This is a genomic window from Paenibacillus sambharensis (assembly GCF_003233845.1).
In the GTDB taxonomy this organism is placed as follows: domain Bacteria; phylum Bacillota; class Bacilli; order Paenibacillales; family Paenibacillaceae; genus Paenibacillus_I; species Paenibacillus_I sambharensis.
Genome location: NZ_QKRB01000054.1, coordinates 182523 through 206822, shown reverse-complemented (window position 1 = coordinate 206822; position 24300 = coordinate 182523). Strand labels below are relative to the sequence as shown.

The following is a 24300-nucleotide window of genomic DNA, read 5'->3' as shown; positions in this document are numbered from 1 at the left end:
AAACAAGTGCTTACCGCACTGCCGTTTCGTATCTTATCCACAGATCCAAATCTGAATGATAAGGATCAGTCCTTCCTGGCAGGAGGTTCTGTCAGCAGCGGCAGCGTAATTTCCACCCTTGTTCCACCCTCTTCACGTTCATGAAGCGTAATACCATAACTCTCCCCGAAATACCCGGCGACTCTCTCTCGCACGTTGCGAATTCCGTAGCCGCCTGTATGACGTTTATGGAGGCTGTGATCAGCCTGCTTCAGTCCGGCTCCGTTATCATCAATGACAATGTGCAGAGCATCCCCGGCTCTCTCCATTACGATAGACACATAGCCGCTGCGCTGCTTGTTGAATCCATGAACGATAGAATTCTCCACGAACGGCTGTAGTGTAAGCTTCGGAATGTATAACTCCTGAAGCTCGGACGCTGCCTCAATCCTGTATTCAAGCCCTTCTCCCCAGCGCAGCTGCTGGATTTCCAGATAACACTCTATATGCAGCAGTTCATCTGCTATCTTGATAAAGCTGTTGCCGTTGGACAACCCGATTCGAAACATACGTCCCATCAGCTCCAGAATACGGCTAAGCTCATCCTGTCCGGCCTCAATCGCCATCCAGTTAAGCTGATCCAGCATATTATATAGAAAATGCGGATTGATGTTGGCCTGTAGCGCCTCAATTTCAGCTTTCCGCTGCTGTTCATAACGGCGCTCAAGCGAGAGATACAGCTCCTCAATCCGTTCGTTCTGCTTGCGGTAGCCGGAGAATAAATAACCGAATTCATTCTCATAATCCACCGGAAGTTCCACATTATCGCCTCCAACGGAGTACATGCGCATCGCAGTTACAAGAGTTTTGATCGGCTTTGTAAACTGTTTGCTCAAAAAATGGGTCAGGAGCAAAACCAGCAGCACTGCAGCGATACCGATCAAACCGATCCACTCCGCCAGCCTCAGGCTGCTTGCTGTGATCTGCTTCCAAGATGTGAATTCAATTAGGGTCCAGACGGAATTATCCATCCTTGAATAGACGAGCAGCGTATCACGGGAGCCATCGGTTGCCGGGATATGGACATAGCCCGATTTATTGCTTTTGAGATCAATCCACCGGGACCAGTCATTCTGGTCCATCGCATCGCCTATTTTCATAATCTGCTGTCCTTCGCTGTCCGCCATAATCCGGTTAGATCCGTCGGAATTGCCGGTTAGCAGCTTACGGATCTCGTTGGCCTTGATGTGGACGACAAGGACACCTAAATAGTCATTCTCATATATTATTTTTCTGAAAAAGCTGAGCACCGGAACCTCACCTTGCGTGCTGGGGAAATTATACTCCCTGGACCAGCAAAAATCGCTCTTCGCCAGACATCCGGCCCCTTCCTGCTTGTTAAGATCCGCAATGTTCCGGAACTGGATGTAGTTTTGCCGTTCACTCGGAATAGGGTTATCCATATACAGGTCGATCCCTTGAATCAGCGGAATCGCATAGGTCAAATTCGCGAGTGCGCTTTCAACACCTGCACGATTGCGGTGCCTCTCAAATTCATCCTGCCTGTTCAGGAGGAAATTAGTCAGCTCGCTGTCGCGGGAGCTGGACAGCGAAATCTGCTCAATCATGACCAGCCGGGTCGTAATTTCATTATTCAGCTCATCCAGCAGCAGCTGCTGGTAATGGAAGGTGGTCTGTACGAGCGCCTTGGATGAATTGCTGTAGCTTGTCCATGCGGTAACAACGATAAGGGCAATAAGGACAATGGCAAAGCTATGAAAAAACAGACGGTCGATTCTATATTTTTTAAAAGGATTGATCAAATGCTCTACCTTCCTTCGTACTCCCGTTCACATACAATAAACGGTAAAGCTGCGAAGGGCATTCGACGCTTTACCGTTAACGGACCAATGTTTTTTTAAATCTTATCCTTTAATTCCTGTTGTCGCAATCCCTTCAACGAAATACTTCTGAAGGAACATGAAGACGATGGTTGCCGGAAGTATAGATACCAGTGACATGGCAAGCAATTGGCCCCACTCCGCCGCAGATTGCGAGTCATTGATCATACGCAGCGCGAGTCCGACCGTATACTTGTCCACGCTGTTGATATACAGGAGATGACCGAGGAAATCGTCCCAGTTCCACAGGAAGCAGAAGATCGTCACGGTAACGATTGCCGGAAAGGCAAGCGGCATAACGACTCTCCAGAAGATTCCGAACCAGGAGCAGCCGTCAATTTTGGCCGATTCGTCAAGCTCTCTTGGAACGCCGCGGATAAATTGAATCAGCAGGAAAACGAAGAAGCTGCCGCCTGTCCCGGTAGCAAGCAAATGCGGAACAATAAACGGCAAGTACGTATTCACCCAGCCCAGTTGATGGAACAGCGCATATTGCGGGATGATCAGCACTTGTCCGGGCATCATCAAGGTCAGCATCAGAATGGAGAACCAGAAGTTTTTGAGCGGAAAGTCCAGTCTCGCAAAACCGAAGGCCACCAGGGTACAGGATAGCAGCGTTGCAACAATTACCGCGAGCTCCAGTCCGAAGGTATTGAGATAGAAATCGGTAAACGTGTGTCCAGGAACCGATGTCCAGCCTTTGGTGAAGTTACTCCATTGCGGGGCAGTCGGGAAAATCGACGGCGAGCCCAGCTCAGTGCTGTGCTTCAGTGAAGCACCGACCCACCAAAGAACCGGATAAACCATCATGAGGCTGAAGAGAATCATGAACAGATGACGGAACGCCGGCTTCCATTTTAGAGTGGTCATTTACGTTTTTTCCCTCCAGTGTCTGTTTCATAGAATACCCAATACTTCGAGGTGTAGGAAATCAGAACCGTGGCCGCAACAATGGCGACCAACATAATCCAGGCCAGTGCCGAGGCATAACCCAGCTCATACCGGCTGAATGCCCTTTCATACAAGTACATCGCATACACAAAGGTGGAGTTCATCGGTCCGCCGTTCGTGATCACAAAAGCCGAGGTGAACATTTGGAACGAGCCGATAACGGCCATAATCAGGTTGAAGTAGAGAATGGGCGAAAGCATCGGCAGTGTGATTCGGAAGAATTGTGTGATTTTGTTGGCCCCATCCACAGATGATGCTTCGTACAGGTCGTTTGGAATCTGCTTCAGACCTGCCAGAAAAATAACCATGGTGGAACCGAACTGCCAGACTGTCAGCAGGATCAGCGTGCTGAGCGCCGTATCGGGGCTTGTAATCCAGCCCTTCCCTTCAATGCCAAAGACGCCAATCAGTTTGTTAAAAATCCCGTCTACGCCAAAAATGTTGCGCCAGAGCAGCGATACCCCGATACTCCCTCCGATTAGCGACGGAAAATAAATCGCCGTGCGGTAAAAGCCTATTCCTTTTACGGCTCTGCTCAGAATCATAGCAACGAAGAGAGCAGCTATAAGCTTTAAGGGTACGGAAGCCAGCACGTACATGAAGGTTACCTTAGCGGATTGAATGAATTTGGGGTCCGCTGTAAAGATACGCTCATAATTGCGGGTCCCGGTCCATTCTACCGGCTGCATCAAAGTGTAATCGGTGAATGAATAGTACAGGGATAAGAATAACGGATATGCTGTAAGCGCTAGAAATCCGATCAGCCAAGGCGAAATAAACAAATAGCCTGCAAGCGGAGCGTTCCATCTGCTGCGAAAGTATGAGCTTTTTTTTGTCTTGGCAGCAGATTGGGCTATAGTGGCTGTGGAACGGTTCATCTGTGGTCACCTCTTGTGGTCAATTTTTATACTTTAAGTATATAATCCGTCCCACGCCCTCTAAAGGAGGGGAATGCTCGAATTCTTTCAAAATATAACGATAATAAAACTGATATTTCTATTCCGGGATTGGTTGAGACTATATTCAGCCTATAGGATATAAAAAAAGAAGCGGTATTCACCGCCTCTTCATTACAGTCCATTAATAGATGGTTCTTCCCCATTGATCAGCAATTCCGCTCTTCCGGAAAAAGTACGTATTGATTCGGTCCCGCCACTCTTTAGCATGCTCGGCCTGTTCTGCAAGACGGTCCGCCACATGCCTGTATGCCTGCTCACCCACCTGGTCCTTCACAAGCTCCCAGGCGGCGGCCAGTTGGCTTGCCCGCTCCGCACCTGCATAATGTGTATCATAAATGTGCTGAATCACGGTTTTGCCGGAATGGAGCACATGGGTATACGGTACATGGTGGAAAAAGAGCAGCAGTTCATCCGGACAGCTCTTAAGCGACTCGTACAGCTCCATGTTAATACGGGCATATTGGGAGGTATACCCGGTCCCGGTTACTGTGGTACGGTCCACACCGATACCATAGCAGTCTGCGAAGTGATAAGTCCCCCACATTGAATACTCATATCCATCCACATTAGGGCCATAGTGGTGGTCAGGATTGACCATAAACCCGACGCCCAGCGGGGCTGTATACGATTCATAAATCTCCCAGGAGTTCATCAGGATATCTAGTAGGGTCTGAACCAGCAGCTCATGGGTGCCAAAGGTGAGCATAATCCATTCCAGAGCAATATTCTCGGCAGACAATTCCGGATTCCAGGCCAGACGACCGTAACCGAACAGATTCGCCTGGGCCAGCAGATGGCCCGTCCAATTGGTGTCATTTCCAATATTGGAGACGGCGGCAAACCCGCTGTAGACATTGCCGTGAACACTTCCATCCACAATACGTTTGACCGTAGTTCCTTCACCTTGGAGATGTGTATCAAAGTTTAGAATTTCCTTCCACTGGGGGACCAGATAGCACACATGGCGTTGCTGTCCGGTATACTCCTGGGCAATCTGAAATTCAATGACCTGATTTGTCTGCGGCATGGCTCCAAGCAGCGGCGAAACTGGCTCTCTGACCTGAAAATCAATCGGTCCATTCTTCACCTGCAGGATGACATTATCCATGAAACGTCCATCCAGCGGCTGGAAATGGTCATAGGCCGCCCGCGCCCGGTCCGTTGTTCGGTCGCGCCAGTCCTGCTTGCAGTTATACACGAAGCAGCGCCAGATGACGATGCCGCCATGCGGCTTCAGCGCTTCGGCCAGCATATTGGCGCCGTCGGCATGATCTCTTCCGTAGGTAAACGGTCCCGGCCGGTTCTCCGAATCTGCCTTGACCAGGAATCCTCCGAAATCAGGAATTACAGCATATAGTTCTGACGCTGCGGCCCTCCACCATTCCCGGACATCTGAATCCAGCGGATCTGCCGATGAGAGGCCGCCGATCTCAATCGGGCTGGCATAATTGACGCTCAGGAACAGCTTGATTGCATAGGCACGGAAGATTGCTGCCAGCTTCGCCACATGCGGCAGGAATTCCGTTAACAGCCTGCTCTCCACCCGGTGGACATTCACGTTGTTGATAGCGATGGCATTGATCCCGATGGAGGCCAGCAGGCGGGCATAATCCTGGATGCGTTGAAGATTATCTGTTATCCGGTTGTCTTCATAAAAAATAGATTCCCCGGCGTATCCCCGCTCCACACTCCCGTCCATATTATCCCACTGGTTAATCATGCGCAGCTGATTGACGGGATTCTCTACTATATTTAAATGCTGAACAGAGTTGCCTGTCCCCATGATACGCAGCAGGTGAAATACTCCATACAATATACCTGCGGATGTGACTGCACCGATGGCAATATTACCGGTAAGGCTGTCGGTATGAATCGCAAAGCCCTCTGCTTTGACAGCACTGCTTACATCAGGGTTGAACAGTTCATCTATACCAGTACCGGTTCCGAAAGTTCCTAATATAATACCGGGAGTACTCTCCGTATTACCTGATAGGGACACCTTGGTGCCTGTGATCCCCTCCATGCCTTGAGACAACTCGTTCACTGCAGAACGAATAACAACATCCTCCTGCGCATCAACTACAATATGTTTGTACACCGCATATTGATCAACAATCGCCCCCGCCCTGTTCCGGCGGTACTGCTGCCAGGCCAGATATCCGTCTCCGGGGTGATACAACACAGAATTACTCATTATTAAATCCTCCCTATGCCTAAATCGCACATATCTGTTTGTTTGTTCAAGCGCCAGTATGGCTGTAAATGTACGGGACAGCCGTCTGCAGCCAAAGCAAATTCAAGGCCCGGAACAAGCTGTTCCGGGCCTTGTCCTTGAATTATTTTTCGTAAGATTGTGCTGCTTCTTTCAACTGCTCAAAGGCTTTCTCAGGTGTGACTTTTCCAAAGCTAAGCTGATCCCGGACAAGCGCCCAGTCTTTGTCAATAAAGTTCGTCCAGCCTCCAGCTCCAGCCGACCAGGTCTGACCATCCTTTTCAGTCGCACGGAGGAGTTCTAATCCAACCTTGTCCAGATCGCTAATGCTTGCTTCCAGGGAAGTTGAAATTTCCTTATTAGCTGGCAGGCCGCGGAATGTTTGCAGAATCTTGGCCGCCTCCTGATCATTCACAAACCAGTTGATGAATTTTTTAGCTTCTTCAGCATGCTTGGAGTTTTTGGTGACAGAGAGATACATCGATGGTTTCAACCATCCGCCTGCTTCTTCTGCACGCGGCATGGTTACAAGTGCGTAAGCGCCTGGTTTAATACTGTCCCATGTACCCAGGTTATTAGAAAAGCTATACCGGAACAAAACTTTGCCTGCCGCCATCAAGTCCATTTGCGGATCATTTTCCTTGTCAGATGCGTTTACGTCCGCCGGAGGAACCAGCCCTTCCTTGCGCAGCTCCTCAAATTTCTTAGTCCATTCCAAGTAGGCAGCTTGATCTACGTTGAAGTGACCATCATCCGTGATAACCTGACCTTTACCTTTGGCGTATTGGTAGGCCGAATACATAAAGTAGTTGCCTGCATAGTCCAAGGTAAAATATTGTCCGCTTGGCAATTTGGCTTTGGATTCCTTGGCTAAAGCGAAGAAGTCATCCCAAGTCCAGCCATTGGCCGGATTAGCAATTCCGAGCTTATCCATAGCGGCTTTGTCATAAACCATACCGAACGCTACCGAACCCAGAGGAACAGCATATTGCTTGCCGTCAAGTTGACCTCCGGCCAGTAATTTTGAGTCGAATTTGCTTACATCAACCTCAGGTGCCAGCTCAGTTAATTGATTACGGGACATCCAGTCCGGCATCCAGCCCGGATCAAGCTGAACGATATCCGGTGCGTTATTAGCCGCGGCTTGAGTTGATAGTTTGTCCAAGTATCCATCCATACCAGAATACTCCGGCTCAAACGTAACATTCGGGTTGTTCTTTGTGTACAAGTCAAGCGCAGCCAGGGTTGCCTCGTGGCGCGGCTGGGAACCCCACCACATAATGCGCAGCTTTACAGGTTCACTGCTTGGTTCAGCCGTTGCGGCATTATTAGTGTCAGCAGGCTCTGCAGTAGATTCTGCATTGTTGTTTGTCCCGCCGCCAGCGCATGCTGCCATCGTCCCCAGCAAAGCTGTCATGGCCAAGACTGTAAGAGAACGCTTCCATTTCAACATCTTTAACCCTCCCAATTTAAATCTATAATGACTTGCTACACAGTTATAGTAACAATTATGCATGGAAGTTCATATGAGGGTGATGCACGATTTATTATAAAATCTCACGGAAATCCGAATCTTACTTAAGGTATGCCCGCTTTGTTCGTTTGGGAAGAAATAAAACAAAAAGCAACTCATCCGTAGACAAGTCGCTTTCAAAAAACTGTGTTGTTTTAAGCATTACTTCACAACTTATCTTTTCAAAACTCATCTCTTTGCCTTATAAAACTCATGATACAGCTTCATCAGCGCCCGCTTCTCAATCCGCGAAACATAACTCCGGCTGATACCGAGCTCCTTCGCGATCTCCCGCTGTGTCCGTTCTTCCCCGCCGTGCTCCAGGCCGAAGCGTCCCACGACGACTTCCTTCTCCCGGTCATCCAGTATGTCAAGATTCTTGTAAATCTTGCTCTTCTCAATCTTCAGCTGCACCTTATCGACCACATCATCGGCCTCCGTGCCGAGAATATCGATCAAGGTGATTTCATTGCCTTCCTTATCAGTCCCAATCGGATCGTGCAGCGAAACATCCTTCTTCGTTTTCTTGAGCGAGCGAAGATGCATGAGGATCTCATTCTCAATACAGCGGGCCGCGAAGGTGGCAAGCTTCGTGCCTTTACCCGTCTGGAAGCTCTCGATCGCCTTGATCAGACCGATTGTGCCAATCGAAATCAAATCCTCAAGATCCTCGCCGGTGTTATCGAATTTCTTGACGATGTGGGCGACAAGGCGCAGATTGTGCTCAATCAACATGTTTCGGGAATGCTGGTTGCCTTCCGCCATCAGCTTCAGGTGCCGCGCTTCCTCTGCCTCCTGCAGCGGCTGCGGGAAGGCGTTATTCTTGACATAAGAAACGAGCAGCGAAAGCTGTTTGATAAACAAGGCAATTGCAGCAAATAATCCAGGCATATCAGACACCCCCATACGTAATGGCCGGTTCAGATACGCGCTATAGCGTAAACCCCGGCAATCTCCGAAGACTGTTCTACAGTGTATGTGGGCGGGGGCCCAGAAGTGCCTGTACGGCCAGGATAAAAAGTTGCTGCAAAGCTGTTTCAAACCCTGACATTTTGTTTAGAAAGAACTGCTTCAGCAGGAGCCGTCGTTAATACGATGACAGACCTAAGAGAAAGCCTAAACAAGCAGTTCCCGGTGCTTCTTAATTTGTATATTCCAGATAGTCGACATAAGCATCCCATGTGCCATTATCGGTCGATACCGTCAGTCTTACTTCCACGGGTCCGGTGGCATGACTGATGTTGGACAAGGTTTGAGTGGTCGGCGCTGTTCCCGTAAAGTAAAAGGATCCGACTGTCGTTCCTCCGATTTGTAAATCGACTCTGGCCGTTCCGGAATTGCTGGAGGCGCCCCGGAGTGTGAAGCTGTGGGTAGGGAAAGCAAAATATTGATTGTACGCACTATAATCACCATTCGCGTATAAGGCAGCTCCATTAAAAGGGGAGCTGATCTTCCCGGCATAGGTGCCGCCAAGGGTCATATTTTCAGCTTCCACCCTGGTTGCACTGGACGAATTGGCCGTAAACTGCCAATAATCGAAATTAAACAGATTGCCGGTCCCTGTTCCGCTAAACACGAAGTAAACTCTATGGACACCTGTTGTGTTGTTTACCGTTGTCTCCAGCTCCCTCCAGGTTTGATTCCCCCCTGTAGAGCCGACATTAAGAGTTCCAATGAGCGTGCCCGCAGGACTGCCCAGACGAATTTCGATTTTGCCGCCCGCAGTGGAAGCAACATTCGCCTTAAAAGATTTGGCTCCGCCGGTGCCAAAGTCGACGTTGCCTACAGCAATCCAGTCCCCATTGTTTATACTTGTCACATTCTGATTGTTGAACGGTCCGCCAGCGGCTCTGCTTGGTTCCGTTGTAATGCCGGCATTCCAGCCGATTGTTTCGGCCTCAACCCGGTTATACGGATTCAGATTGACAATTTGAGGTATGCCGGCCATATCTGCCTTAACCTCCTGGATTGTCCCATCAGAATTGTGCACCAGCTTGTTGATATGCGGCGAGCGATAGCCTTTACCGTCTCCCAGCACTGCCTTGCTGACTGTCTGTGCATGATAGACGACATACCACTCGTTCTTGAATTGGAATACAGCGTGATGATTGTTACCGCCCACACCGAAGAAGGCATACGGATTTTTGAGAAAATGGCCTTTATAGGTGAAGGGGCCCATCGGGCTGTCACCCACCATATAGCCGATTTCCCCTGCTGGATAAGCCGCCGGATGAGTACCCGTGAAATTGATACAGTAGGAATAATAGTACTTGCCGTTATACTTATGCATACCCGAGTCTTCAAACAAGTAAGGAGCATCGATGGTTACGGCACTCCCGACCACACTGGTCATATCGGCTCCCAGTTTGATAACTCTGGCTGTCTTTGGATTCGCGACAGACGCCGGATCAGAGGTATTCGGAATCCCCCCGCCGCTATACAGATAACCTGTGCCATCGTCATCGACCAGAACAGCAGGATCAAACAGCCATGTAACGCCGGACATTCCCGGTGTACTGGTTGTCAGAAGCGCTCTTCCGACAGGGTCGGACCAAGGACCGACTGGACTGTCCGCCGTAAGCACACCGATACCCGAAGCGCCGTTAGCAAAATACAAAAAGAACTTGTCCCTGCCGTTTATCGTCTTCTTGGCGACAGATGGAGCCCACGATAGCGATGCCCATTTTGCAATCCCCTGGCCATTATTAGCATTGTTGCTGCCTGCTACAGGTATAGCGCCATGGTCTGTCCAGTTCACCATATCGGCAGAAGAAATCACATGGATTTTATTCAGTGCGCTAAAATCATTGTCCTTAACCGTGCCATTGCTGTTATATACATAGGCATCGCTGGACATATAAATATAGACTCTATCGTTGTAAACCAGCGCATAGGGATCCGCCCCCAGCTTATGGTCCATCAGCGGGTTCGAATTCCCCGGAAGCTTCGCAACCGCATTGCCTGCAGCATGCGCAGGCGCCTGAGGCAGGCAGCTGAACCATAGGGCACAAACCAAAAATACTACAGACAGCCTCTTCATTATTCATTCCTCCAATTCATCGTATCTTATTTGATGCTTCAGCTGGTCCAAACAGTATGCAACCGGTTACAATTGTTTGAACCCAAACATAATAAATGCAGCATAAAGGATGGCGTTACGCCTGCAGCCTCGAGATCACAGGTAACGGTTAAATTGTATCTTTTTTCAAACTTAAGATAGTTGGTCGATTTTTGGTGTTTGTTGGACTTTGTTATGCAAAAGCTAAAACAGAAAACCGCCCATCGATAGGGCGGTTAAGAGAGCGAGCATCTTCTCGTTGTGCGGAAACCCGCGGGATTATGCCTGCCGCTTGTCATTCACAGCCAATTCACGCGAGCTGGCTTCCATCTGCTCCTCCGCAGTAATAACCCCATGCTTCTCCATTAGCCCCAGAACCAGCTGCTGCCGCTCTCTGGCCAGGTCGGGGTTCCGCAGAGGAGAATACCGTTCGGGCGCTTTCGGCAGCGCGGCCAGCATCGCCGCTTCCTCCAGCCGGATTGTTTCCCGGTCCGGGTCCCCGGCCCGTACGGTTTTCCCGAAATACAGATTAGCCGCTTCTTCGATTCCATACTTGCCGTGCCCAAAATAAATCTGGTTCAGGTACATCGACAGAATCTCTTCCTTGGTATAGCTGCGCTCCAGATGAAGAGCAATCGCCGTTTCCTTGATCTTCCGCAGGACGGTCTTGTCGTGGGTCAGAAACAGATTGCGCGCCAGCTGCATCGTGATTGTGCTTCCTCCCTCAGCAAAGCTCCCGGCCTGAATATCCGCCGCCAATGCCCGGCCCAGCGCTCTCGGATCAACCCCGTTATGGTTCATGAACCGGTTATCCTCGACTGCAATGAATGCCTGCCATACATAGTCGGGCATCTGGTCGATCGATATATAGTGGTCACCGCGCAGTACGGCGTCTATCTTCTGTTCTTCCGTTAACCGGCCGCCGACAGCCAGAACACTGTACCATACAGCAAGCAGCGTCAACAGCAGGGCCATTAGCAGTACAGGTATTTTATATAGACGAGAGGTCTTTCTCTGTTTTCTTGCCGCATGTCTTCCTGCAGCCTTCGCATGTGCCGTAACGCTCGTAGTATGAAGCATTCGCACCGGCCTCCTTCAAGTCTTCTTGCATATAATGTACCTGAAGCGGCCCCGGTGCTTCTATCGATTAACCTTTCCCAAGCCTTACATCTTTGTAAGGAAACAAGCCGAAACCCCTCCAAGCGATGAGCTTGAAAGGGCTTTATGCTGTGCATGTAACAAGGGTCCGGAGCACGAGCGCGGCTCCTGTCGCCATTACTTCTTCTCCACCTGCAGCAGCTGGACATCCTTCGTTATGTAAGCATCCTTGATCTGCTCTTCCGTGAGCACATTCAGCTTCACAAGACTCGCTACCTTGGCGGTATCAGCCCTGGACAGCATTCGCCACAGCTCCGGGTCCGGCAGCGCCGACAGAAGTTTCGCATCGTCATATTCCCTGCGCTGCTGCACGACAAGCTTAAGCTTGCAGCCGCCGGCTTCCAGCTGGCGAATCTCCTTCTTCATGCAGTAGCCGATCAGTTCCTCCCGCAAGCCTGCCATCTCTTCACTGAGCTGTTTGATTTCCTGCTTCAGCTCATAGTACCGCCTCACCTTTACATCCACCGCAGCCACCACGCTCCTTCTTTCCCATCCTATGCGCAGAAGCTCTGCATATGCCCGGCTGCCCCGATTCAGCTGGTCTTTCCATGGTTAATTAGGAGCATATATCTTTTGCTCGCTGGCTTGCTTAACAGCGGACAGCTCGATGCTTCAAACAACTATTCGGGGATGTGGTGAACACTGACAACATGAGTTCCTTTTCATTTTACACAACCGCTCCGCTGACCTATAATTAATGGAAGATACATTTTGTATCCAATACTAACTGCCTTTGGAGGTTAAACCATGAAACGGAAAGCAGCCTTACTGCTTGTTACAGCAGCAATTACAATAGCCACCGCGATTCAGCCCGCCCGCATCCTGGCCCAGGATCCGCCTGTGCCTGACGAAGCAACGGCTGCAGCGCCTGTTACCGCACAAGCAGAGGATACTGCCGCAGTCGTAAGGCTTACGGACTTTGACTACTCGACCGGGTGGAAGGATGAAGACGCCGCCAATTATTATGGTCAGAACGAGGAGGACGGCGACCGCCGGATTCAGGTTATGCTCGAAGGCCGGCTGGGCAGCGGCAAGGAAGCCGTCGTAAGCTACAAAGTGGAGCAACTGCATTTTGTCGGGCCTGCCGCCAGCGCGTGCGGATATGCACAGGTTCCCCCTCAGGAGGGCACGCTTACCTTCACAGACGAACAGCATCAGCAGGAGATCACGGTTCCCATTACGAACGATGAGGTATCCGAATGCATCGAATATTACACCGTATCCATTAGCCCGAAGACCGATAATGTTGTTGTTCCTCACCAAAGCGCGACAGCTGAGCTGTACGTGTTCGATGATGATGAATCGGTTGTCACCTTCACCCGGAAGAGCAACCGGGCAAACCCCTGGTTTGACATGGTGGAAGACGGCCAGCTGGCTGTCCGCCCATGGCAGACCGACCGCAGCATTATGGATGGCATTATCATACTTGGAGACCGCAGCAAGCCGGTAACGGTTGACCTGAAGTACATTGACTGCTGTGCGAAGCGCAACGAGGACTATACCTCAAGAATGACGAAATTCTCGCCGCATAAATTCAGCTTCGACCGCGATGTTGAATATACGCGGGCCGACAACCCCTTCACCAAGTTTGGCTGGAACAATACGCACATGCTTTACGAACCGAATCGGCTGTTCGGCATTATCGACGATGAGAAAGTAGAGCTCAAGCCGGAAGGGTTCAAGATCGTTCTCTCCAATCCTGTAAACACATCAATCGGGGCTGTTGACAGCGGTTATATCACAATCCGCGATAATGACCGGCCAAGCTTCTATTTCAAGTCCCAGTATATGTACGGTACGTACCAGTTCTCCAAGACGTTAACCGTTACCGTTATGCGCAGCGACGGTGAGGGCGAAGCCTCAGTGACGCTTACTCCGAAGGAAGACCATCTGACACAGGCTGGGGAGCACTGGATGGCGAAGCCAGGCGTCGAGTATGATGGTACCCCGCAGAAGATCAGATTCGCGCCTGGCGAGACGCAGAAGACCGTGGAAATCCCGCTGTATCCAAACGGCTATGTAGCACCTTTCAGCGAGATGGCATCCAAGTACTTCCTGCTTGAGCTGAAGGGCGCATCCAAAGGCTACCGTGCCCTCCATACGGGCATGGTTACCGTTCACTAACGATTTTCCCGCCTCGTTCCGTTATAATTAGTAGCGGATAATAGGATAAGGGCGGGGTAGCATGACCGAAGCCAAACGCATTGACTGCATGAAGTGCAAGCATTTCTATGTTACCTGGGATCCAGGTTTTCCGCGCGGCTGCCGGGCATTCGGCTTCAAGACGAAGAGCATGCCCAGCCAGACTGTACTGTCCTCTTCCGGTCAGCCTTGTATGAACTTCGAGCTGAAAGGAACCGGCGGCAAAGATCAGCGGTCCGGTTAACGTGGAGGCAGGGACCAGCGGGACAGCACCACCCCAACGCAGCCGGGGCTGCCGGCACGTCTTATGACGTGAATGGCAGCCCCGGCTTTTTTACAGTTGTTAAAATCAGCGGCTTACTGCGGCTCCTGGCCCCACTGCAGACCGCCTGCCATGTAGACCGCAGCCTTGGACCAGTCTGTATAGCTGCTGGCTGAAGCGTTGAAGGAATAGTCATCCGATTGTGAATAATTGCTCCAGTTGTTCTTGGACATACGCGTTTGAATCTCGACGCTCTGGCCCGCAGCCAAGGTTCCCGCGCCGCTGGAGAAACCGATTTCCACATAGTGGTCGGCCCCATCCTTAGGAGAAGTCATCTTCACGAATTTGGCGGTTACGCTGCCGCTTCCCGCGGTCGACCAGTCACACCAGAAGCTCTGCTCCTGCTCGCCGTCTATGGTGTAGTAATAGCGGATCTTCACATCCGCCAGCGGGATATCCGACGTACCCGTGTTGACCAGCTTGAAGCGCGGATTCAGCGTATTGACTGCCGCTGTGGTGGAGCCGTTAAACATCTGTACCTTCACGCTGCCCGGCTCAGACGCTGTGGTGTCCGACACCGCAACCTCCAGCACCGGATCTGCCCCTGCACTGAAGTCAAAGGTCAGAGCCAATATGCCGAGCGGCTGGGCGGCCAAATAAGCGGATTTGATCGTCACAGTATTCCCGGCAGCCGTATAATCCTGGCCTGCTGCCAATACCGTGCTGCCATTCCGGACAGCTGTCAGTGTATTGCCGTTCAGGGTCATCGTTACCTTAATATCCGCCTGGCTGCCCGTCTTCTTGTCGAAGCTGGCCGTCATAGGCGTGATGGTTGAATTGTTCACTGGCGGCGTGGATGTGGAATCCGTGATGGTAATGTTCAGCACAGGATCTGCCCCTGCACTGAAGTCAAAGGTCAGTGCCAGCGTACCGGGCGGCTGGGCGGCCAAATAAGCGGATGTGATCGTCACAGTATTTCCGGCAGCCGTATAATCCTGGCCTGCAGCCAGCACCTTGCTGCCACTCCGGACAGCTGTCAGTGTATTGCCATTCAGGGTCATCGTTACCTTGATATCCGCCTGGCTGCCCGTCTTCTTGTCGAAGCTGGCCGTCATAGGCGTAATTGACGAGTGATTTTGTGCCGGTCCGGCAAGATCGCCATAAACGACTCCGCGTCCGTTCGTCCCTACATAGACCCGGCCGTAAATTCTCGGATCTCCCGTTATGGCAGCGCCTGTATAGGCATATTGATGCTTGTCGTCATTAATCCGCACCCAGCTCGCACCGCCGTCATCCGAACGGAAGATTCCCCTTACTCCGTCGATCTGAGCCGAAACGTACAGCGCCATGTAGGTTTGGCCTGGTGCTGCCTTGCCGAAGCCGACCACATCCGCCTCTTCCACATTGGCAAGCTTCGTGAAGGATGCGCCTGAGTCGGTCGAATGCCACAAGCCGTACACACCGCTGCTTTCACTGCCGCCGGCCAGCCAGATATCCCCTTCCACGCCCGGCATTGCCTTGAATTTCAGCGCGCCTTCAGCAGGCAGGCCTGCGGCAGCCGTCTGCTTGAAGGTTGCGCCGCCGTCCGCGCTCACATAGAACGCACCTGCTGCAGCCGCGTAGAATTTGTTCTTGTTAACACGATCGGAGGCAACCTTGGCCCCGTCAGGCAGCCCTGTGCTCTTCGTCCACGAATTGCCGGAGGACTTGGAGTAATACACCCCAACATCCGGTGTACTCCACACTAACGAGCTGTTGTCTGCTCCGACCGCCAGTGTGCCTCCGCCCTTGGTTCCAGCCGGTTCCGAAGACGGATTAAACCAGTTAGTGCCGCCGTCATAGGAAAGCGCTACAGACTTTGCATTCGGATTATTCTCATAATCTCCGTAGCCGATACGCGCAATGAAGGTCGGGTTCAGCTCGGCGTAATCAATACTGGCCGTACTGCTCGGACCGATGAACATCTTGGCCGGCGCCTTCGTGAGATCATCATGCCGGAAGCCGGATACATCGCCTACGCCGCTGAGCAGCGGCGCCCCTGTTGGCGGGCTGATTAGATCAATAACAGAAATTTCCTCGAGCCCTTTGGCCATTACGGAGATATTGATTTTCTTGTCCGCATCCCAGTCCGTCAGATTATTCGTCCCATAGATGGTAGCGCCCGTTCCGTACATCATCCGGTTGGAGTTATGAGGGTCAATCTCCAGGTCACCAACCATCCAGCCCAGCTTCGGCGTAACCTCTGGAGGCTGCGGATTGCTGCCGAAATCGAGCCAAGGCGCTGCGGATATATCCTGGGTATAGCGCAGCTTTCGGTTAGGATACCCTTCCCAGTCCCAGATACGCGTCCAGGTAGCTCCGCTGTCCGTGCTGCGGAACAGAATCGTATCCGGCCACCACGAGTTAAGCGCAGAGACCATCAGCGTACCCGGCTGCTGCTCATCCAGCGCAAGGCCTCCATAACCGAAATAATTATCCGTGCTTGTGCTTGGTACCGGGCTTACATTGGTCCACTCACCAGAACCCGTGTTGTAGCGCCATACATCGCCCTTCTCGCCATCATATGGACCGATCGCATCATTATACGTAATGAACAGGTTGCCGCTGCTGTCGAGTTCCCCGTGATGAGGCAGGAAGCCGCTTGGCTGGCCGGGCACTGCTGACCAGGTTGCACCGCCATCCGTACTGCGGTAAATACTTGTCTCCTTGTCGGCTACACCGACATATATCGTCTGGGTTGGGCTGCCGGGCGAGCCAGTCGCAGGATCGAAGGTGATCCAGGCAAGGCCCATAATATCACTTTGGTAGGAGTTGGATGGATCCTGAACATAGGTTCCGGGGTTCGGGAAGGATGTCACTTTGTTCCACGTTGCGCCATAGTCCGTGCTCTTCCAGAGACCGTTGCCGCTGCGTGCGCCAAAGTATAGAATATTGTTGCTGTTCGGGTCTATTGTCAAGCGCTCGCCCATTGACCGGCCGGGCATGTTGCCGCCAACCTTGAAGGGCAGCTCGGTCTCCTGCCAGGTAGCACCGCGGTCGGTTGACCGCATAATATAGCCGTTGTTCGGGTCCCAATCATTCGTGTAAGTGCCGACTGCCAGATACAGACGGTCAGGGTCTACCGGGTCGGTAGCCAGAGCATCGACACCCGTCTTGCCCCATTCATCCCAGCCTACGAAATCTAGCAGCGGAATCCAGCTGTTGTCTGCCGGGTTCCAGCGGTAGGCTCCGCCTATATCTGTCCTTGTGTAGATCAGATCCTTCTCTGTTTTGTTGAAAATGATGCCTGGGATAAACCCCCCTCCGGCACCGGTTACGACATTCTTCCACGTATACGATTCACTAGGCGCAGCCTCCACGTTTTTGGTACCGCTTACAATAGTCGTGCCCGCGAATACGCCGGCCAGTGTAAGCAGAATGCCCGCTTTACGTAACCCTCTTTTCAGCTTCATCAGTTCACCCTCCAACTTGTTTAGATTGGCATGCTTTTGTTGAATCCTTATGATCCCTTCTGTTCGCTGAAGCCTCCCTGCTTTCGGATGATGTCCGTTTAACGGAATTTGTCCCCCTTTCCATTGATTGCGCTTTCATAATATCATAAACATACAGCACAAAATACATGGTAGATTAGATGGATTTTACCCTGTAAATTAGAGATTTAGCTAAAACAACCCTATTACTTCGATTGGAATTAAGTCGTGTGTCTAGCCTCTCCCTACTGGCTGAAGAATCTCCTTTAAGCGAAGGATGAACTACGAAAAAAAGAACCGGCAGCTGCCGGCTCTTCATAGTCTATTTCAATCCTCAAGCTTCTTCATGTCAGTGGCCGCATTCATACCCGCCACGACTCGGCACCCCGTCCGGCTGCACTCGAAGCCTCTGTTAATAGCCGTAAGCGCTGCAAAGATCCCACAGCTCGGTAACGAACTGCTCTTCCGACAGAAAATGCCGTTCCAGCATCATCAGCGCTTCCTGAAGATATGAGCCCATTTCCTTCGCCTCATGCTCCCGGACGGGTGCGCGCTTGACCGCTTCGATAAAGGCGAGGACAAACTGCTCAGCAATCTCATGCTCCTGTTCCATGACAGTCAGGTGATTGCTCTGCTCGCCGAAGTAGTTGCCAATAAGCGGGAACATCACCGTGTCTTCCCAAGCCGCGTGCTCTTCCATGCGGCGCTGAAATTCAAGTGCCTCGTCACGCAGAACATAGAGCCTTGTCTGCCGGGACAGCATGTTCTGTTCCTGGCTGATCCCCTTCACTTCGTCATATAATGTTCCCAGCTGGTCCAGCAGCTGGTCATGCTCTTCCTTGAGGCGCTGCAGGGCTTCCTCCAACTGATCAAGCGGATGTATTGGCGTGGACGACGGTCGGCTGTGCTGCAATTCGGTCTGCACGAATGATCCCTCCGGTTCCTTAAGACTTCTGCTGAATATCTCCCATCTTAACCGGTCGGCCGAAATAATTATGTGAAATAAATCACGAGTAAAACACCAAAATATGACGCGCGATGTAAGTGATTTCTTCAATAGGCCTGCTGCTCAACAAACAGTGCCGGGAGTACATCCCCGGCACTGTTCACAATTATCCTCACATGCATGCTTTCCCGCTTTACACGGTGCTGCTCTTAAGACTCTCGGGGTCCCTGCAGGGCAGGTCCAAACGATACAGGCCTTCTGCCGCTAAAGCTGCAACCATTCTGGCACCTTGCTCTGAGAAATGGGTATCATCCCGAACGCCCTCCGGGTAGTTCGGATGCTCGCCGGGCTCCAGCCACATGAACAGCTGCTTGGACTCCTCCGGGCCCATCCGTTCGTAAAGCCGCCCTGTCAGCACCCTCAAATCCAGCAGCGGGATGCCGCGCTCGCGAGCCAGCTCCTCCATAGCCGCAGGATAATCACCATGCGTAGGCTCCAGCAGGCCGTCTGGGCCAAATTTACGCCGCTCGACTGACGTGATCAGAACAGCCTGCGCTTCCTTGCCGGCTGCCGCTGTCAGATAACGCTCCAGATAGCTCTGGTAGCTTCCAAACGGTTCGGTACGCCGCTCCTCGTCAGGCTTCGCATCATTATGCCCGAATTGAATAAGTACATAATCGCCAGCCTGTACTTCGCCCAGCAGGTCATCCAGACGTCCTTCATCTATAAAGCTCTTCGAGCTCCGTCCCGACATAGCTTTGTTGCGTACGGTCACATGCGGCTGGACAAATTCCTGCAGCATTTGTCCCCAGCCAGCCCTCGGCGCTTCCCCGGGTCCGTAATCGGACATGGTGGAATCGCCGGCCAAATGTAAGGTTACCGGTTTCATTCCTTGTCATCCCCCTTATCTCGGATACCAGCCGTCATGCCCTGCCAGAACATGCGCTGCTGTATAGCGTTCTGCTTCCTCCGGGAGCAGCTGCCTGGACCAGCTGACCCGCTGTAAGGGACTTGCGCCCGGTCCTGTGCTGCCGTACTCCTCGTAACGGACAAGATGCTCGCAGTGCGGCCTGCCCCAGTTATCCCAGCCCTCCGGCTTAATATGGGCACCCATCCAGCAGTTCTTAAACACAGTATGGGCATGATCACGCCACGGCCTGCCCAGATAGACACTGCCTGCCGGAGCATCCCCGGTAAGCCGGCAGTTATCGAACACATACCCGTAGAGAGCATGCTCCGGCGTTGAAGCTGCCGTTATCCAGCCTTGGATCACAGGCAGACCTGCCCCCTCCTCCTTCCATTGCGGCTCTCGCCGCCTGGAGAAGAGCTCACAGCGGTAGAAATAAGCTGCTGCCGAGCCAAATATAAAATCAATATCCCCCTCCAGGTAGCAGTCTTCATAATATTGGCGGGTGTCCCGCCTTGGCAAACTGTCCCGCGGTCCGCCGAAGCTCGCTCTCTCCTTCGGCTGCGGCGGCAGCGGCCCGGTAAACAGCGTATCCTGAGCTCCGAGGAAACGGCACCGCCGGAATATAGTCCGGTCCCCATCCGCATACACAGCAAGCGCCTGGCCCACACGCTCGCCCGGGCCAGCCGTGTTCGCGAAGGTAAGCTGCTCAGCCGTAAAATCATCCGCCGCAACAAGAAAGCTGTAAGAGTTGAAGGTATGATAGTGTTCCCCGTCCGGAAACCGCTTCCGGGCGTAATCATCGTAGGTGATGATGGTGCTCTCCGCATGATCGCCAACTAGTGTTATACCCGGCCGTCCGACAGTCACCTTCTCCTTGTAAATACCGCTGCGGACCCGGATCGTAACCGGCTCCGCGCTCCCATAAGCATCAGCTGCATCAATGGCTTCCTGCACGGTGCGGTAATCACCGCTTCCGTCAGCTGCTACAATGATCATGAACGCGCCCCTCCTCTCCTCAAGAAAGTTCACCTGCTTGCACCTACTGCGGCTCTGCATGCAGCCGAATTCGGCGGGCCAGCCTGCGCGCTATTTCCTGCATGCCTTCCGCTGACGGATGGAGCAGGTCAATGGTCAGTGCCCGGTCATCCGGCAGCAGCTCGCGGCCTGAAATATAAACGATTGTCTCCTGCTTAAGCGACCTGACCGTACGGCGGACAATATCGCGGTACTCGGCGATCAACGGATCCCGGTCATAGTCCCGGTGACAGGTGAAGAGATCCGTGCAGAACACCCATCTGTCCCTGCTGCTGTCGGCGATGGTGCGCAGCATATAGCGTACCCGCTGCTCAAACTCGGCCAGAGGCATGAAATCGATCACATTGACACCGAGCTCCAGCACAGCATAGTGCCAATCCCCTCTGGCGGCTATATAGTCCGCCATTGCCGGTTCCACATGACAGCTTCCCGAGAAGCCCAGATTAATAAGATCGGTTCCAAGACGCCGGGCTGCTGCATGCGCATAGCTGCCTGAAGGCAGCACGGCATCGCCGCCAGCCGTAATGGATGATCCGTACACAAGCAGCCTTCCAGCCGGCGCCTGGCCACGCCTTGGAGGCGTCACAGCTCCTTCAATGCGATGCAGGCGGACCTGAAGATCATTCGGAAGCATAACCCGCAGCAGGGACGGATCAAAGGTCAGCAGCCCTTCGTCATACCGGCGCCTTAACAGCTGCTCATGCTTGCGGCTGCGGCGGACAACAAGCCTGGTCTCACCACCCTCCGCCATCAGCTGAGGGGTAGTATCATAGGCACCCTGGTAATCCCCCTGATAAACCTCAAAGACGCCCTTGGGTCCGGCGAAGCCTGCTGAACGGTCCAGAGGTTCATGGAGGAAGGTAAGGATCGCTTCATCCCCCTCCAGATTGAAGCGAAGCTCCGATCCCGCGCCAAGAAGCGCCCGCCCCTGCGCCTTCTCATTCAGCGCCAGCCGCACCTTGGCCGGCACCCGCGACAGCTGGATCCCCCGTCCCTCTCCCAGCTCCTCAATCTCAGCAATATTGTGAAGACCGACGCCCTGTATCACAATGTCTCCCGGCATGGAAACCATGCGGTCAAGCATGTTCCTTCTCCTCCTTCACCTTCGTCTGCAGCCAATCAAATGACCGGTCTCCCCTGATTTCGTGCCCTCCCTCAAAGAGGTCAAGTCCGAAGCTGTCTGCCGCGCCCAGTTCTGCGTACAGCTGCTCCAAGTAGTCTGCCGCAGCCTGAACCGCTTCCGCCGGGAACAGATGATCGGAACGGCCAGACTCCAAGAATAGCGGCCTCGGTGCTATCAGCCCCAGCAGTTCCGGCATTTCCGCTTCCTGGAGAATGCCGGGCAGGTAATTATCCAGGCAGTGCTGCCTGGCTAGAATACTGTCCCGGTATGTACTGCCGTAACCGCAGATAACAGCGGCACGGATCCGCCCTTCCACAGCTGCCGTCAAGGAAGCGACCATACCACCTCCGGAGAAGCCAATACAGCCGACACGTTCCGCATCGACATCAGACCTGGTCTCCAGGTAGTCTAGCGCCCTTCTCGCTTCAAAGACACGCAATCCGGCTAATGTCCTCCCCGTCATCAGCAGAGCGGCCGCCAGCCCGAAGCAGGAATTAGCCGCAGGTTCGGTTCGTCCTGCGTCCCGCTCAAGCCTCCTGTCTCCGAATCCCGCAATCTCCGGCACCAGAACAAGGAATCCCCTTTGCGCCAGAGCCTCAACCGTATTACCGTGAATACCCGGGCCTTCCGGCTTCGGTGTGCCGTCCGGATTCAGCCCAAGCATGTCCCGGCTGCCGCTGCCATGCCCGTGGAGAGCAAGCACGGCAGGAAGCCTGCCGCCGCCAGCCTCCCTGCTCCACACCGCATAGGCCGGCACCTGCAGCCCATAGCCCGCTGTAAATTCGACGCGTTCCCGAATCATCCGGGCAGTTTCAACCCGCTCCAGCTGCCTCGAGGCAAGCGGGCCTCCTTCTTCCTTCAAAGTATCGAAATTGCCCAGTGTGCGGTGCAGAGAGGCGAGCAGCTTCGCCTTCCTCTCTTCCCGGGTATGTGCGGAAGCGTAAGTCTTCCGCTCCTCTTCCAGCTTCTCCATCAGCCTCTCAAGCGCCCCGTCCGGCGCCCAGCCGGTCTGTCCCGCCTCTGTTGCAGTTCTTCTGTTACCTTGCATGGCTTATCCCCACCTCCGCCCGTTTCATCTCAAACCCGGCTCCTGCTGCTTGTAAGCCTCATTGTATTCCGCCACAATGTCGCTTCCGCCCTTCTCCATCCACTGGAGAACCGCTTGGTCGAATCCCTTGTCGTCCAGATCCCCCATAATATATTGGAAGGTCGCATCCCGGATGATTTCCTGCAGCCTAATGCCGAGGGCGCTAGAGGTCCTCGAATCTAACGCCGCTGTCGGATCATCAATGAGATAGGCCTCATTCTCGAGCGTCAGCGCTTCTGCCTTATCTCTGGCAGGAAGCTCATAATCCGGCTTGAGCATGTCAATGGTGCGCGGGCCGCCGATCTGAAGCGCCTGGTAAGGCTTTACTTCCTCCTCAAACCGGCTGTACGGCTCCTGAAGAACAGCTCTTCCGTCAACCAGCTGATAGTGCTCCTGCTCTACGCCCCAGAACAGCAAATTTGCTGCCTGTGGTGTCATCAGCTTATCGTAGAAGGCAAGAATACTTCGCAGTTCTCCCTCTGTGGCAACAGCCGATTTGGGGAAGAGGACGACGGAGCTGTAACCGGGTATGGACCAGATTCCATAGCCCTGCGGTCCATAGATACGGTTATGCACATCCAGCTCAGCATCCGGATCAACCGCCTGAAGCTGTGCATGCAGGGTCTGAACATTGACCATAGCTCCAATGTACACGCCGGCTCTCCCGCTTACGAATAGATCAGCCTGGTCCTGCTTGCCCGTCACCGCGAAATTGCGATTCATCAGACCTTCCTGATGCAGCTTGCGGAAGAATTGCAGCGTCTCCTTATAAGCACGAAACATAAATTCCGGCTTCAATCTGCCGTTGTCTATTCCCCAGCCGTTCGGCGTGCCAAAATAGGACCCTACTGTCTTGAATGCTCCATATACCAGATCACTGCGGTTTGCAAGACCAACGGTGTCGTCGAGGCCGTTCCCGTCAGGATCCTCTTCCGTAAACCGCTTAAGCATGACATACAGCTCATCAATTGTTGTCGGCTCCTTCAGCCCCAGCCGGTCAGCCCAGTCCTTGCGGTATATAATTCCCTGCCGAGACAGCGGACGTTCCTGGTACAAGCCATATATTTTACCGTCCACCGCCGTGTTGCGGAGCACCTCTGTCTCCAGCTTGCGGAGATGGGGGAACTCGCTCAGCAGCGGGCCAATCTCCCAGAACAAGCCGCTCCGGAAGGCCTGCCGGTACATCTCCAGCGAAGCCGCGTTCTTGATATATACCGCCTGCGGAAGAGAACCAGTGGCAAAGGCAGCCTGCATCTTCTCGTCATAGCTGTCATCCGGTACCCAGTCAATAACGAGTTCCGTGCCGGTCAAGGCTTCCAGCTCCCGCTCAATCCGGTCACCCGGCACCTGCGGCGTATGAAGATCTGCCATAATGGTCAGCGTCATCCGCTTCCCTCCCGCTTCGTTGCGCGACACATCCTCTAAGGAGAAGAACGTATCATTCTGAGGGATAGCGCTTTCATTTTGTGCTACACTATACGTGCATCCAATCAATACCAGCAGCAGAACAGCGGCCGACAATAGACGCATGTTCCCGGCTGTCATCACGTTAAGCCCCCTCCCTGGCAACCTAATATTTGGCATCCTCTTCTCA

General features: G+C 52.9%; 18 protein-coding genes and 1 pseudogene. 2 read left to right on the top strand and 17 right to left on the bottom strand.

The window, feature by feature from the left end; genetic code table 11:
* Positions 1 to 65: 65 nt before the first annotated feature.
* The 10 genes and pseudogenes from DNH61_RS19930 to DNH61_RS19890 form a co-directional block, all read right to left on the bottom strand.
* Positions 66 to 1802, bottom strand: a complete 1737-nt coding sequence (locus DNH61_RS19930; protein WP_111148576.1) for a sensor histidine kinase — start codon at positions 1800 to 1802, stop codon at positions 66 to 68.
* Between the two features lie 102 nt (positions 1803 to 1904).
* Positions 1905 to 2750 (bottom strand): carbohydrate ABC transporter permease, encoded by an 846-nt coding sequence (locus DNH61_RS19925; RefSeq protein ID WP_111148575.1) that lies wholly within the window; start codon positions 2748 to 2750, stop codon positions 1905 to 1907.
* The gene (locus DNH61_RS19920) at positions 2747 to 3709 is read right to left on the bottom strand and encodes a carbohydrate ABC transporter permease (RefSeq protein ID WP_111148574.1); all 963 of its coding nucleotides are present in this window, start codon (positions 3707 to 3709) and stop codon (positions 2747 to 2749) included. Before DNH61_RS19920 ends, DNH61_RS19925 begins: the two co-directional genes overlap by 4 nt.
* Positions 3710 to 3911: 202 nt before the next feature.
* Positions 3912 to 5984 (bottom strand): alpha-glucuronidase family glycosyl hydrolase, encoded by a 2073-nt coding sequence (locus tag DNH61_RS19915; protein WP_111148573.1) that lies wholly within the window; start codon positions 5982 to 5984, stop codon positions 3912 to 3914.
* Between the two features lie 142 nt (positions 5985 to 6126).
* Positions 6127 to 7455 carry an ABC transporter substrate-binding protein gene (locus DNH61_RS19910; RefSeq protein WP_111148572.1) on the bottom strand — a complete coding sequence of 443 codons (1329 nt, stop codon included), beginning with the start codon at positions 7453 to 7455 and terminating at the stop codon, positions 6127 to 6129.
* A gap of 249 nt (positions 7456 to 7704) precedes the next feature.
* Entirely contained in the window at positions 7705 to 8406 is a 702-nt protein-coding gene (sigK, locus tag DNH61_RS19905; protein WP_111148571.1) for an RNA polymerase sporulation sigma factor SigK, read from the bottom strand.
* 250 nt (positions 8407 to 8656) lie between these two features.
* Positions 8657 to 8995, bottom strand: a complete 339-nt coding sequence (locus DNH61_RS26875) for a carbohydrate-binding protein (protein WP_245948272.1) — start codon at positions 8993 to 8995, stop codon at positions 8657 to 8659.
* A 39-nt stretch (positions 8996 to 9034) separates the two neighbouring features.
* Positions 9035 to 10555 (bottom strand): annotated as a pseudogene (locus DNH61_RS19900) (glycoside hydrolase family 43 protein); the annotation flags it as partial.
* Between the two features lie 297 nt (positions 10556 to 10852).
* Positions 10853 to 11653 carry a transglycosylase domain-containing protein gene (locus DNH61_RS19895; protein ID WP_111148569.1) on the bottom strand — a complete coding sequence of 267 codons (801 nt, stop codon included), beginning with the start codon at positions 11651 to 11653 and terminating at the stop codon, positions 10853 to 10855.
* Positions 11654 to 11848: 195 nt separating this feature from the next.
* A complete protein-coding gene (locus tag DNH61_RS19890) occupies positions 11849 to 12196 on the bottom strand; it encodes a hypothetical protein (protein WP_111148609.1) in 348 nt (115 codons plus the stop codon).
* 282 nt (positions 12197 to 12478) lie between these two features.
* On the opposite strand from DNH61_RS19890, the gene DNH61_RS19885 reads away from it, so the two are divergent.
* Both DNH61_RS19885 and DNH61_RS19880 read left to right on the top strand, forming a co-directional pair.
* Positions 12479 to 13855: a Calx-beta domain-containing protein gene (locus DNH61_RS19885; RefSeq protein WP_111148568.1), complete on the top strand. Its 1377-nt coding sequence runs from the start codon at positions 12479 to 12481 to the stop codon at positions 13853 to 13855.
* A 61-nt stretch (positions 13856 to 13916) separates the two neighbouring features.
* Positions 13917 to 14117, top strand: coding sequence for a uracil-DNA glycosylase (locus DNH61_RS19880; RefSeq protein WP_111148567.1), 201 nt, complete (start codon positions 13917 to 13919; stop codon positions 14115 to 14117).
* A gap of 113 nt (positions 14118 to 14230) precedes the next feature.
* Here DNH61_RS19880 and DNH61_RS19875 read toward each other — a convergent pair whose 3' ends face one another.
* From DNH61_RS19875 to DNH61_RS19845, 7 genes are all read right to left on the bottom strand, one after another.
* The gene (locus tag DNH61_RS19875; RefSeq protein ID WP_111148566.1) at positions 14231 to 17587 is read right to left on the bottom strand and encodes a X2-like carbohydrate binding domain-containing protein; all 3357 of its coding nucleotides are present in this window, start codon (positions 17585 to 17587) and stop codon (positions 14231 to 14233) included.
* Between the two features lie 430 nt (positions 17588 to 18017).
* Positions 18018 to 18530, bottom strand: coding sequence for a hemerythrin domain-containing protein (locus DNH61_RS19870; protein ID WP_181438796.1), 513 nt, complete (start codon positions 18528 to 18530; stop codon positions 18018 to 18020).
* A gap of 214 nt (positions 18531 to 18744) precedes the next feature.
* Positions 18745 to 19440 (bottom strand): rhamnogalacturonan acetylesterase, encoded by a 696-nt coding sequence (locus tag DNH61_RS19865; protein WP_111148564.1) that lies wholly within the window; start codon positions 19438 to 19440, stop codon positions 18745 to 18747.
* A 15-nt stretch (positions 19441 to 19455) separates the two neighbouring features.
* Entirely contained in the window at positions 19456 to 20457 is a 1002-nt protein-coding gene (locus tag DNH61_RS19860; RefSeq protein ID WP_111148563.1) for a pectinesterase family protein, read from the bottom strand.
* 43 nt (positions 20458 to 20500) lie between these two features.
* A complete protein-coding gene (locus DNH61_RS27055; RefSeq protein WP_281272423.1) occupies positions 20501 to 21580 on the bottom strand; it encodes a GDSL-type esterase/lipase family protein in 1080 nt (359 codons plus the stop codon).
* Entirely contained in the window at positions 21573 to 22667 is a 1095-nt protein-coding gene (locus DNH61_RS19850; RefSeq protein ID WP_111148562.1) for a dienelactone hydrolase family protein, read from the bottom strand. Before DNH61_RS19850 ends, DNH61_RS27055 begins: the two co-directional genes overlap by 8 nt.
* Before the next feature lie 24 nt (positions 22668 to 22691).
* The gene (locus DNH61_RS19845; protein ID WP_111148561.1) at positions 22692 to 24251 is read right to left on the bottom strand and encodes an extracellular solute-binding protein; all 1560 of its coding nucleotides are present in this window, start codon (positions 24249 to 24251) and stop codon (positions 22692 to 22694) included.
* Positions 24252 to 24300 lie beyond the last annotated feature (49 nt).